The following is an 11,685-nucleotide window of genomic DNA, read 5'->3' as shown; positions in this document are numbered from 1 at the left end:
CGGCCATTTACTATCAATGGTGATTAGCTCCTATCGATGGTGATTAGCCACCAGCTCCACAAGGCTTCGCTTGATAGGCAATCCTGCCCATTGGCAAATTGCCGTCTTTGCGGCCTGAGAAGTTCGGCGAGGCTGGATCGGTTGTTAGCTTTTCTGCGGGGCGAGACTGCAATTCGGAACGATTCATCGGTATCGCGCGAAACAGGATCGCACGATCTGGGCACCCCGTCGGTTTGAAATCCTGCGAAGCCTGTAAAATATCGCTGAATTCCTGCGCCATCTTGGTGGGCTGCGTCGCGATATCGCTGCACGCTTCAGATAAGAAGGGCGGATCAGGCAGGGAGTTTCAAATGAAGGTCGGAGTTCCGAAGGAAATCAAGGCGCACGAATATCGCGTCGGCCTTACCCCTGGAGCTGCCCGAGAATACGTGGCAGCGGGCCACCGCGTGATGATCGAGACTGATGCCGGCGCTGGCATTGGTGCAACCGATGACGATTATCGCAATGCTGGCGCAACGATTCTAACTTCGGCGGCTGAGGTATTCGCATCGAGCGAGATGATCGTAAAGGTTAAGGAGCCTCAGCCGGCCGAATGGTCCCAGCTGCGCGAGGATCACATCCTATTCACTTATTTGCATCTGGCCCCGGACCCGGATCAGGCTACCGCCCTCTTGAAATCTGGATGCACCGCGATCGCCTATGAGACCGTAACTGATGCGCATGGTGGTCTTCCACTGCTGGCGCCGATGAGCGAGGTCGCGGGTCGGCTTGCGATCGAAGCGGCGGGTAGCGCTCTAAAGCGGAGTACAGGCGGGCGAGGGCTGCTGATCGGTGGGGTGCCCGGCGTTCAGCCTGCTCGAATCGTCGTGATTGGAGGTGGCGTCGTCGGTACGCACGCGGCGCGCATGGCGGTCGGTCTGGGAGCAGAAGTGACCATCATCGATCGTTCGATAATCCGCCTCCGTGAGCTGGACGAGCTATTCGAAGGACGCGTTCGCACCAGGTTTTCGACCATCGAGTCGGTGGAGGAAGAGGTATTTGCGGCGGACGTGGTGATTGGTGCGGTGCTCGTCCCAGGTGCGAGCGCCCCGAAGTTGGTTCGCCGGAGCATGCTGAGCTCGATGCGCAAGAGGGCGGTACTCGTGGACGTCGCTATCGATCAGGGCGGGTGCTTTGAGACGTCGCACCCAACCACTCACGCTGATCCAACTTACGAAGTGGATGGAGTCATTCATTATTGCGTAGCCAATATGCCCGGTGCCGTACCGCTGACCTCGAGCCAGGCACTGAATAACGCGACCCTGCCGTTTGGTCTGGCTCTGGCCAACAACGGTTTTTCCGCCGTACTCGAAAATCCACATCTGCGGGCGGGCCTCAACGTCCATCGGGGCCGGCTAACTTACAAAGCGGTGGCCGAGAGCCTCGGGCTGCCCTTCTCACCGATCGAACAGGCTGCGGCCTGATCCCAGAGGCCCTCATGGGCGTTTCCTCCCGGACTTAGGCCACCCTTCGGGGTGGCTTTTTTTTGGCTCCATCGATCTGCTGACGCCGGCATTTTTCTAGCGTGGGGCGAAGCGGAGGATCACCAGACGAACGCCTGGCTTTAGTCGCCCGCACGATGGGAAGACAATGTACTTTCACTCATACAGCGCCTATGAATGCCGCTGTTGCCGGATAATCCAAGGCAATTGAGAATGCGTCCCGGGGGTCCCAGGAGGACGCGCATTTCCGGAGCGACTTTATCTGGAGCGATCGCCGCGGGCTTTCCGACTGCCTGTGAGGCGCGGACCGGCGATGACTCCCGCTATGCGCTGCTGTCAGGCCCCTTGTAGGATTTGCGACACCGTGTCGAGGCGGCGACTTGCGTTATGGAAAATACTGCAGACGAACCAAGCTCAAACTGTCTGGCACAAGACTTGATAGCAAGAAACCGTCCCGCACTTTTGCTTACGGAATCGCAGTGATGGCCTACAAGATAATCGCATCCCAGTGCACCGTCTGCGGTGCGTGTGAGTTCGAGTGTCCCAATGCGGCGATCAGCCTGAAGAACGACATATATGTGATCAATGCGTCCCAGTGTACCCAATGTGAGGGCCATTTTGACGCACCGCAATGTGCCGTCGTTTGCCCGGTGCCCGATACATGCGTGCCGGCAAAGGTGGGGTAGCCGATGAGAGGAGCTCCCGCACGAATTTACGAGGATACTCGACAGCCGCCGCCCTTTCAATCCATCTCCTGTTTTACTCAGTCGCTGGCCCGAGTTCGCGGTGGCTTGCGCAATCCGCTCGGATTGCCGCCGCTTCGATGATCGGTCCGTTCGAGGATTGAGAAGCAATCGTAGATTTCCGCCAGTCCTTAAAGAAGGCAAACGCGAACTTATTAAGGTTCTCCCGCGAACCCAAGCTCCGCTCGCTGTCGTCAGGTGGATATTTGTCTGTTAGGCGTATGAGTTCTTCCACGTTGGTCGATGCTTCCTGGCGCAGTGATCAAATGGGCCCCGGCGGTCGGTGACGGCAATTTCTTGCTCGATGATGTTGAGCGACTCCTGAGCCCGCGCACCACGATGGTTGCGATCACACAAATGTCGTGTGCTCTGCGCCGTGTTGCCGGTGAAAGACGCGGTGGGGATGCGCATGCCCGCGGTATCCGGTGCTGGTCGACGGCTGGCAAGGATACGTCCATCCGACCGCCGAAGTCTGCGATATCGATTGCGATTTCTACGTCATGACCGGCCACAAACAGTGCGGTCCGATGGGATTGGTGTGCTTACGGCAAGTCTGCGCATCCGGCATCGATGACGCCCTTTAATGGCCGTGGGGACATGATCCGCGAGGTTTTCGCGTTGCGGTGCCATTTATGGCGATCCGCCACGCCGGTTCGAAGCTCGTACGCCGCCGATCGCCGAAGCCATCGCTTTAAGCGCGGCTATCGATTACATTGCAGATCCGCAGGCAATCGCTTCCGCGCAGGAGAGGCTGGCTTCCACCTTCATGGACCGCGCCGGTGTAGCGGGGCGGCGCACTGTGCGATGCCGCTGCTCAACCAATTCGGCGTGCTGGCGACGTGCCGTGGGTCCATTGGACTTTACAATGCACACGGAGAGATCGATGTGCTCGTGCGTGCCCTGATCGAGCGGGGCAGCTGCTCTGGGCGAGCCTACGACGTTCACGCGGCGAGGCCATAGATCTCTGGGAGGATGCGATCGCGCACCTCATCAGCATTGCAGCAGGCGAGCACCTGTAGGTCTCAGCAAGCATAGATAGCATTGGCAAGCCTGTGTCGGTCAGCCGGCGTTGCAGCCGCCTTCCGCCTTCGATCCCAGAGTACTGCGGTGCCGGATACGCTCGAGAGCTGCGCAGGTTTTCACGCACAGCCCACCTTGTTCCATTTCGAACAGGCCCAAACGAAGAGTTCTCTGCGCAAAGCGCGATGTCGGATTCGCAACAACACATCTTTTCCCGCACGAGGCACGCTAAGCAACTTTGATTGTTCGGTTTTTTGTGCTGACCAGACGCTGGCATGCTGGTTGCAAAACTTGGGTCAAGAAGCCGCCCTCGCAACAGCTAACCTTTGAAGGATATCAGATGAGTCTCGCCACGACCCAGAGCATCGCAGAAATCAGGGCTCGCAACAAAGAGCTGATCGAGGAGGTGCTTAAGGTCTATCCGGAAAAAACCGCGAAACGGCGTGCCAAGCACCTCAACGTCCACCAAGCCGGCAAGTCAGACTGCGGGGTGAAGTCCAACATCAAATCCATACCTGGCGTGATGACGATCAGAGGCTGCGCCTATGCAGGGTCAAAGGGAGTGGTCTGGGGACCAATCAAGGACATGGTTCATATCAGCCATGGCCCGGTCGGCTGCGGTCAGTATTCGTGGGGCTCGCGACGCAACTATTACGTCGGCACGACGGGCATCGATAGCTTCGTGACTCTGCAGTTCACCTCCGACTTCCAGGAAAAGGATATCGTATTCGGCGGAGACAAAAAACTGGACAAAATCCTTGATGAAATCCAAGAGCTGTTTCCACTTAACAACGGCATCACAATCCAATCGGAATGCCCGATAGGGCTGATCGGCGACGATATTGAGGCCGTGTCAAGAGCGAAATCCAAGGAATATGGCGGCAAAACCATCGTGCCGGTCCGTTGTGAGGGCTTCCGGGGCGTGTCGCAGTCATTAGGCCATCACATCGCTAACGATGCGGTGCGCGATTGGATTTTCGGCCACCTCGAGGGCGACGGCAAACCAAAGTTCGAGCCGACGCCGTACGATGTTGCGATCATCGGAGACTACAATATCGGCGGCGATGCGTGGTCATCAAGAATTCTGCTGGAGGAGATGGGCCTGCGCGTGATCGCGCAGTGGTCCGGCGACGGCTCGCTGGCAGAGCTCGAAGCAACGCCGAAGGCAAAGCTCAACATTCTGCATTGCTATCGCTCAATGAACTACATCTCCCGCCACATGGAAGAAAAGTTCGGTATCCCCTGGTGCGAGTACAATTTCTTCGGACCTTCAAAGATCGCAGAGTCGCTGCGCAGGATTGCGGGTTATTTCGACGACAAGATCAAGGAAGGCGCCGAGCGGGTGATCGAGAAGTACGAGCCGCTCGTGAACGCGGTGATCGCTAAATATCGCCCGCGCCTGGAGGGCAAGACGGTGATGCTGTACGTCGGCGGGCTCCGTCCGCGCCATGTTATTGGCGCATATGAGGACCTGGGGATGGAAGTAATTGGCACCGGATACGAGTTCGGTCACAACGACGACTATCAGCGCACAGCTCAGCACTACGTGAAGGACAGCACGCTCATCTATGATGACGTCAATGGCTATGAGTTCGAGCGCTTCGTCGAGAAGCTCCAGCCTGACCTTGTCGGCTCGGGCATCAAGGAAAAGTACGTTTTCCAAAAGATGGGTGTGCCGTTCCGGCAGATGCATTCGTGGGACTACTCGGGTCCATATCACGGTTATGACGGCTTTGCGATCTTTGCGCGCGACATGGACATGGCCGTCAACTCGCCGGTTTGGAAGAAAACGAAGGCTCCCTGGAAGGAAGCTTCGAACGCCAAGCTCCAGGCTGCAGAGTAAAGCAATTCATCTCGCTCTCTGGGAAAGCCGGGGCGATACAAATCTCGATAGTGAAGGATTTCACCAATGGCGCAGAGTGCTGAACACGTGCTCGATCATGTCGAACTGTTCCGCGATCCAGAATACCAGCAGATGCTGGCCAAGAAGAAGATATTCGAGAATCCTCGCGATCCTGCCGAGGTCGAACGTATCAAGGAATGGACGAAAACCGCCGAGTATCGCGAAAAGAACTTTGCGCGGGAGGCGCTAGCGGTAAATCCGGCCAAGGCTTGCCAGCCGCTTGGCGCCGTATTCGCCTCTGTTGGGTTTGAGCGCACGTTGCCCTTTGTCCACGGCTCGCAAGGCTGTGTGGCCTACTACCGCAGTCATTTGTCGCGGCACTTCAAGGAGCCTAGCTCCTGTGTCTCTTCATCAATGACGGAAGACGCTGCCGTATTCGGCGGTCTGAACAACATGACCGACGGGCTCGCGAACAGCTACAACATGTACAAGCCCAAGATGATTGCGGTTTCCACAACCTGCATGGCAGAGGTGATCGGAGACGACCTCAACGCCTTCATCAAGACGTCGAAAGAAAAGGGCTCGGTTCCGGCGGACTTCGACGTGCCGTTCGCTCACACGCCGGCGTTCGTGGGCAGCCACGTCACTGGTTATGACAATGCGCTCAAGGGCATTCTGGAGCATTTTTGGGACGGAAAGGCCGGAACAGCTCCGAAGCTGGAGCGCAAACCGAATGGGGCGATCAACATCATTGGTGGGTTCGATGGCTATACCGTCGGGAACCTTCGAGAGATCAAGCGCATCTTAGAATTGATGGGCATCGACCACACGGTTCTCGCCGACAATTCTGAAGTGTTCGATACCCCGACAGACGGCGAATTCCGGATGTATGAAGGTGGTACGACGCTGGAGGATGCGGCGAACGCGATTCACGCCAAGGCGACTATTTCCATGCAGCAGTGGTGCACGGAAAAAACGCTGACATTCGTGGCGGAACACGGCCAGGACATCGTATCCTTCAACTATCCGGTGGGCTTATCTGCAACGGATGACTTTATCGTCGCGCTGTCACGCATCAGCGGCAAGGAGATTCCCGAGCAACTCGCGCGAGAACGTGGTCGCCTGGTTGATGCCATCGCCGACTCCAGCGCTCATGTTCACGGCAAGAAGTTCGCCATCTATGGCGACCCGGATCTTTGCTATGGATTGGCTGCGTTTCTGCTCGAACTCGGCGCCGAACCGATTCATGTGCTTTCCACCAACGGCAACAAAGCGTGGCAGGAAAAAATGCAGGCGCTGCTTGCAAGCTCGCCATTTGGGCAGGGCTGCCAAGTCTATCCGGGTCGAGACCTCTGGCACATGCGCTCACTCTTGTTCACCGAGCCGGTCGATTTTCTGATTGGAAACACCTACGGGAAGTACCTGGAGCGTGATACCGGAACGCCACTGATCCGCATTGGCTTTCCGATCTTTGATCGGCATCACCATCACCGCTCCCCCGTATGGGGCTATCAGGGCGGTCTGAATGTATTGGTGAAGATCCTGGACAAGATCTTCGACGAGATCGACAAGAAGACCAACGTTCTTGGCAAGACGGACTACAGCTTCGACATCATTCGTTGATGAACGATTACAAGTGCCATCGCCCAAGCACAGGACGATGGCACGAGCACGTGAAGGTGGAATTTGCGATTCATTTGCCTTGAGAGGAAACAGGATGAGTTCACTAGCGGCCACGGTCCAGAATATCTTCGACGAGCCGGGCTGCGCCAAGAATGGCAGTAAGTCGGGGGCCGAACGCAGGAACGGCTGCACCAGACAATTGCAGCCGGGTAGCGCTGCCGGCGGCTGTGCTTTCGATGGCGCCAAGGTTGCGCTGCAGCCGTTCACCGATGTCGCTCACTTGGTACATGGTCCGATCGCGTGCGAAGGTAATTCCTGGGACAATCGCGGCGCGGCGTCGTCCGGCTCGGATCTGTGGCGCACCGCATTCACAACCGATTTGAGCGAAACCGATATTGTTTTCGGAGGCGAGAAGCGGCTCTGCAAAGCGATCAAGGAGATCATCGACAAGTACGATCCGCCCGCCATCTTCGTCTATCAAACCTGCATCCCGGCGATGATCGGCGATGACATCAACGCAGTCTGCAAGGCAGCATCTCAAAGATTCTCAAAGCCGGTGATCCCGATCAATTCTCCGGGCTTCGTCGGTTCGAAGAACCTCGGTAACAAGCTCGCCGGCGAGGCCTTGCTCGACTATGTGATCGGGACGAGAGAACCGGACTACACCACTCCGTACGACATCAATCTGATCGGAGAATACAACCTTTCGGGAGAGCTCTGGCAAGTGAAGCCATTGCTAGACGAGCTGGGAGTGCGAATTCACTGCTGCATCTCCGGCGATGGTAAATATCGCGAAGCCGCTTCATCTCATCGCGCGCGGGCGGCGATGTTGGTGTGCTCAAAGTCCATGATCAACGTGGCACGCAAGATGGAGCAACGCTACGGGATCCCGTTCTTCGAGGGATCGTTCTACGGTATTCAGGATTCAAGCGAATCGCTACGCCAGCTCGCCCGCTTATTGGTTGAACGCGGCGCCCCGACAGATCTGCTCGGGCGCACCGAAGCGGTGATCGCGCGCGAGGAAGCGCGGGCGTGGGCTGCCATCGAGCCGTACAAGCCGCGATTCGAAGGCAAAAAGGCCTTGTTGGTGACGGGCGGCGTCAAGTCATGGTCGGTCGTTGCGGCACTCCAGGAAGCCGGGCTGGAGTTGATCGGAACTAGCGTGAAGAAATCGACCAGGGAAGACAAGGAGCGCATCAAGGAGCTCATGGGGCAGGATGCCCACATGATCGAGGACATGACCGCGCGCGAAATGTACAAGATGTTGAAGGACGCAAAAGCGGACATCATGCTATCAGGCGGCAAGTCGCAGTTTGTCGCGCTGAAGGCGGCGGTGCCGTGGCTTGATATCAACCAGGAGCGTTGCCACGCCTATATGGGCTATGTCGGAATGGTTAAGCTGGTGGAGGAGATCGATAAGTCACTCTCCAGTCCGATGTGGGAGCAGCTACGTCGACCAGCGCCATGGGAGGCATTGGCCAAGGCGAGGGAGCAGATGCAATCGCCGATGGCCGCAATCGCCTGCGATCCGGCGCCGGCCGAAACCGCGCGCCGCGCGAGGAAGATCTGCGTGTGTAAGAGCGTTGATCTGGGAACGATTGAGGATGCAATTTACGTGCACGGCTTGAGGAGCGTCGCAGCGGTCCGAGAGCATACAAATGCGGGCGGTGGCTGCTGTCGAAGTCGCATCGAAGGTATGTTTGTGTCCGAGCCGTCTGACATGCGACAGGCCGCAGAGTAGGGAGTCGTCATGGCGCCAACAAAAGCCTGCGCTGTCAACCCGCTGAAGATGAGCCAGCCGATCGGCGCCGCATACGCCTTCATGGGGCTGCGCGGTGCGATGCCGCTTCTGCACGGCTCCCAGGGGTGCACATCCTTCGGGCTCACGCTCTTTGTCCGGCATTTCAAAGAAGCAATACCGCTGCAGACCACCGCGATGAGCGAGGTTGCGACCGTACTCGGCGGGTATGAGAATCTCGAGCAGGCGATACTGAACATCTATAACCGTACCAAGCCAAAGATCATCGGAATCTGCTCAACCGGGGTCACCGAAACCAACGGCGACGATGTGGATGCCTACCTCAAGCTAATCCGGAGCAATCATCCGCAACTCGCAAAGTTGCCACTGGTGTATGTATCGACGCCTGATTTCAAGGGCGCGTTCCAGGATGGCTGGGAGAAGGCTGTTGCACGCATGGTGGAGGTGCTGGTGGACCGGCCCAGCGCCAATGGCCTGTGGTATCCATCGAAGGTGAATGTTCTGCCGGGGTGTCACCTGACGCCCGGCGACCTTGATGAACTCCATGTCTTACTGGAGGATTTCGGATTGTGCCCCTCCTTCCTCCCTGACCTCGCGGGGTCCCTCGACGGGCATATCCCCGATGAGTTTACGTCAACGACCATCGGCGGCATTGACGTCGACGAAATCGCGAGCATGGGGCGCGCAGGATGGACGATTGCAATCGGTGCTCAGATGCAGCGCGCGGCTGAGATCATGCAGGCTAAGACCGGCGTGCCTTTTCGCGTGTTCGAGCGGCTGTGTGGTCTCCATCCGAACGACGAATTCATGACGTTTTTGAGCGAGATTAGCGGCCGCCCAATACCCTTGAAATATCGACGCCAGCGCAGTCAGCTCGCGGACGCTATGCTGGATGCTCACTTCCATATAGGCGGTCGCAAGGTCGCGATCGGTGCTGAGCCAGACCTTCTGTTCGATCTATCGAGCATGCTGCACGATATGGGAGCGCAGGTGACCGTCGCCGTGACGACCACTCAATCGGAGGTGATCGAGCGGATCAAGACCAAGGAGGTGCTCATTGGCGATCTCGAAGATCTGGAAGGACTCGCCAAACAGAAGCGTTGCGACTTGCTGATCACGCATTCGCATGGAAGGCAAGCGGCGGCGCGGCTGAAGGTGCCGTTCTATCGTACAGGTTTTCCGATGTTCGACCGGCTTGGCGCGGGCCACCAAATATCCGTAGGCTACCGTGGTACCCGCAGTGTGATCTTCGAAATCGCCAATCTCGTGATCGCGCATCGCGAGGAGAACGATCGTCCTACGCCCGATAGGTGGCGGACTACGCCCGGTCTGCCACAAAGCTCTGGGTGTCGCCGCTCCACCGGCGCGGGGCCAATTGCATGAAGGTCGCTTTTGCCACTCAGGACCTGAAACGAGTCGATGCTCATTTTGGTTGGGCAAAGAATATCGCAATCTACGATGTCGCGCCTGACGGTTATGTGTTTCTTAAAGCGATCGAGTTTGAGGGTGACCTTAAGGAGGACGGCAGTGATGACAAGTTGGCGCCAAAGATCGAGGCGATCAAGGATTGCGCAATCCTTTACGTCGCTGCCATTGGTGGTGCAGCAGCTGCGCGAGTGGTAGCCAACAAAATCCATCCTATCAAGGTGAGCAAACCAGAAAGCATTCCGGTGTTGCTAGAAAAGCTCGAGCGGGTGCTGAAGGGCACGCCACCTCCCTGGCTGCGCAAGGTCCTTGCAAAGGACCAACGGCGAACGTTTGAGTTCGGCGAATGAGGTGACATGACCGCAAAAATAGAGCAGCAGGGCAGCGTGGTCGACGCACCATTCCTCATCCAATTGGTCAAGATTTGGCGTGCTCAGGATACCAACGGATCTTGGGAAGGGAAGAGCGATCTTGATCTGCTCGAACCCTATATCCTGGACAGGGAGAAACGGCGCGCATTGCCGATTATAGGTGATCCCGATCCCGACACACTGTGGCGGCTTGAGCTATTCTTCGATGCGGTCGCGCTCTCGATGGAGAGGGAGACAGGCGTTATGGTTCAGCCGATTCTGAAGCTGCATCATGAAGGCTTCGGGCGCATAGTGCTCATCGCAGGGCGGTTGATCGCCGTAAACAAGCAGCTGCGCGATGTGCATCGCTTCGGATTCGATAGTCGCGTCAAGCTGGCTCAGGAGGGGGATAAATATGTCAGCGAGGGAATCGGCCTGATTCAGAAATTTCCGGACGTGGCAAACTATTGAGGATACTCACCCATGTGCGATCGTGAAAGACTGAAGGCCGAACTAAAGAAAGTGTCCGCCAAGGCGATACAGGCCAAGATGGATCTGCACGACCTTTCGGAAGAATTGCCCATCAACTGGACGTCGATCATGATTGTGGCGCAGAAGGCGTACGATGTCTACGCCGAGCTCGAGCGCAAGAGCCGCGAGCTGAAAGCACTGGAAAATACTTGAAGGGGCAATGGATGTCATTTGCAACGCGAGACGGCCGCGACTGGACGCCTCAATACCTGACCTCGATCGATGCCAAGAAGTGCATCGGCTGTGGCCGCTGTTTCAAGGTGTGCGGTCGAGATGTCATGACCTTGAAAGGAATCAACGAGGAGGGCGAACTTGTCAATCTCGACAATGACGAGGACGATGAAGTCGAAAAGAAGATCATGGTTCTAAACGATCAGGGCGCCTGCATCGGCTGCGGTGCGTGCGATAGGGTTTGCCCGGCCAACTGCCAGACCCACGTTTCAGCCGCAACCGAAGCTGCATGAGCGAAGGGGGATCGCATGAGGGGACGACCCGTTGGATCAGGTCAACCCGCAACCGAGACTCGCAGCGGCCGACTCGAATGGTCCCGATCTTCCACTGAACAGCAAGACGGAGCGAGCGGAGATATTGGCATAGGTCGCATAGGAGCTTAGCTCCCAGGCAAGCCATACCGGCTGAGTGCGCCTGCTTGCGAGCCTGTCCCGTACTGCAGGGACCCCGTTTTCCCGAAAGGCGCCTGGCCCTGACGCGGGGAGGGCGATCGGTTACCTTCGTGGTCTTCAAGATTGCGAATTGCCGGTTTCCGAACTAGGGACTTTCCTACGGAGCCAATGGTGCCCATCTTATCCTGTGGCGTGCCCGGTTGGAGGATCGGCAGGAGCATAAGTCGCCCGAGGTGCACGGGCGTTGACATCTGTCTGCCCGATCATAGCCGATTGCGTTGAACCGC

General features: G+C 57.3%; 11 protein-coding genes and 1 pseudogene. 11 read left to right on the top strand and 1 reads right to left on the bottom strand.

The window, feature by feature from the left end; translation table 11 throughout:
* Positions 1–43 precede the first annotated feature (43 nt).
* Positions 44–280, bottom strand: a complete 237-nt coding sequence (locus XH79_RS20890) for a hypothetical protein (RefSeq protein ID WP_271526553.1) — start codon at positions 278–280, stop codon at positions 44–46.
* A gap of 70 nt (positions 281–350) precedes the next feature.
* Between XH79_RS20890 and ald the strand changes: the two genes are divergently transcribed.
* The 11 genes and pseudogenes from ald to fdxB all read left to right on the top strand — a co-directional run bounded on the left by ald (position 351) and on the right by fdxB (position 11,239).
* Positions 351–1,463, top strand: coding sequence for an alanine dehydrogenase (gene ald, locus XH79_RS20885; protein WP_271526552.1), 1,113 nt, complete (start codon positions 351–353; stop codon positions 1,461–1,463).
* 398 nt (positions 1,464–1,861) lie between these two features.
* Complete coding sequence (locus XH79_RS20880; protein ID WP_271526551.1) at positions 1,862–2,167, top strand: 4Fe-4S binding protein; 306 nt, start codon at positions 1,862–1,864, stop codon at positions 2,165–2,167.
* A gap of 309 nt (positions 2,168–2,476) precedes the next feature.
* Positions 2,477–3,184: pseudogene (locus tag XH79_RS43325) on the top strand (aminotransferase class V-fold PLP-dependent enzyme); the annotation flags it as partial.
* 400 nt (positions 3,185–3,584) lie between these two features.
* Complete coding sequence (nifD, locus tag XH79_RS20870; RefSeq protein WP_271526550.1) at positions 3,585–5,087, top strand: nitrogenase molybdenum-iron protein alpha chain; 1,503 nt, start codon at positions 3,585–3,587, stop codon at positions 5,085–5,087.
* 66 nt (positions 5,088–5,153) lie between these two features.
* Complete coding sequence (gene nifK / locus XH79_RS20865; RefSeq protein WP_271526549.1) at positions 5,154–6,710, top strand: nitrogenase molybdenum-iron protein subunit beta; 1,557 nt, start codon at positions 5,154–5,156, stop codon at positions 6,708–6,710.
* 94 nt (positions 6,711–6,804) lie between these two features.
* Positions 6,805–8,451 carry a nitrogenase iron-molybdenum cofactor biosynthesis protein NifE gene (gene nifE, locus XH79_RS20860; protein WP_271526548.1) on the top strand — a complete coding sequence of 549 codons (1,647 nt, stop codon included), beginning with the start codon at positions 6,805–6,807 and terminating at the stop codon, positions 8,449–8,451.
* A 9-nt stretch (positions 8,452–8,460) separates the two neighbouring features.
* The gene (gene nifN, locus XH79_RS20855; RefSeq protein WP_271526547.1) at positions 8,461–9,852 is read left to right on the top strand and encodes a nitrogenase iron-molybdenum cofactor biosynthesis protein NifN; all 1,392 of its coding nucleotides are present in this window, start codon (positions 8,461–8,463) and stop codon (positions 9,850–9,852) included.
* The gene (gene nifX / locus XH79_RS20850) at positions 9,849–10,244 is read left to right on the top strand and encodes a nitrogen fixation protein NifX (RefSeq protein WP_271526546.1); all 396 of its coding nucleotides are present in this window, start codon (positions 9,849–9,851) and stop codon (positions 10,242–10,244) included. Before nifN ends, nifX begins: the two co-directional genes overlap by 4 nt.
* 6 nt (positions 10,245–10,250) lie before the next feature.
* Positions 10,251–10,715 (top strand): NifX-associated nitrogen fixation protein, encoded by a 465-nt coding sequence (locus XH79_RS20845; RefSeq protein WP_271526545.1) that lies wholly within the window; start codon positions 10,251–10,253, stop codon positions 10,713–10,715.
* A 12-nt stretch (positions 10,716–10,727) separates the two neighbouring features.
* Complete coding sequence (locus tag XH79_RS20840) at positions 10,728–10,928, top strand: CCE_0567 family metalloprotein (RefSeq protein ID WP_271582775.1); 201 nt, start codon at positions 10,728–10,730, stop codon at positions 10,926–10,928.
* 11 nt (positions 10,929–10,939) lie between these two features.
* Positions 10,940–11,239, top strand: coding sequence for a ferredoxin III, nif-specific (gene fdxB, locus XH79_RS20835; RefSeq protein WP_128947961.1), 300 nt, complete (start codon positions 10,940–10,942; stop codon positions 11,237–11,239).
* The last annotated feature ends 446 nt before the right edge of the window (positions 11,240–11,685 follow it).

It is taken from the genome of Bradyrhizobium sp. CCBAU 45389 (assembly GCF_028128625.1).
Lineage (GTDB): Bacteria > Pseudomonadota > Alphaproteobacteria > Rhizobiales > Xanthobacteraceae > Bradyrhizobium > Bradyrhizobium liaoningense_B.
The sequence above is the reverse complement of the archived record's forward strand: the minus strand, read 5'-3'. Positions and strand labels throughout refer to the sequence as shown.

What these genes read in the sequence shown, in the direction of transcription:
- XH79_RS20890 (WP_271526553.1), bottom strand. Translation starts at nt 280, where the DNA reads ATGGCGCAGGAATTCAGCGATATTTTACAGGCTTCGCAGGATTTCAAA.
- ald (WP_271526552.1), top strand. Translation starts at nt 351, where the DNA reads ATGAAGGTCGGAGTTCCGAAGGAAATCAAGGCGCACGAATATCGCGTC.
- nifD (WP_271526550.1), top strand. Translation starts at nt 3,585, where the DNA reads ATGAGTCTCGCCACGACCCAGAGCATCGCAGAAATCAGGGCTCGCAAC.
- nifK (WP_271526549.1), top strand. Translation starts at nt 5,154, where the DNA reads ATGGCGCAGAGTGCTGAACACGTGCTCGATCATGTCGAACTGTTCCGC.
- nifE (WP_271526548.1), top strand. Translation starts at nt 6,805, where the DNA reads ATGAGTTCACTAGCGGCCACGGTCCAGAATATCTTCGACGAGCCGGGC.
- nifN (WP_271526547.1), top strand. Translation starts at nt 8,461, where the DNA reads ATGGCGCCAACAAAAGCCTGCGCTGTCAACCCGCTGAAGATGAGCCAG.
- nifX (WP_271526546.1), top strand. Translation starts at nt 9,849, where the DNA reads ATGAAGGTCGCTTTTGCCACTCAGGACCTGAAACGAGTCGATGCTCAT.
- XH79_RS20845 (WP_271526545.1), top strand. Translation starts at nt 10,251, where the DNA reads ATGACCGCAAAAATAGAGCAGCAGGGCAGCGTGGTCGACGCACCATTC.
- XH79_RS20840 (WP_271582775.1), top strand. Translation starts at nt 10,728, where the DNA reads ATGTGCGATCGTGAAAGACTGAAGGCCGAACTAAAGAAAGTGTCCGCC.
- fdxB (WP_128947961.1), top strand. Translation starts at nt 10,940, where the DNA reads ATGTCATTTGCAACGCGAGACGGCCGCGACTGGACGCCTCAATACCTG.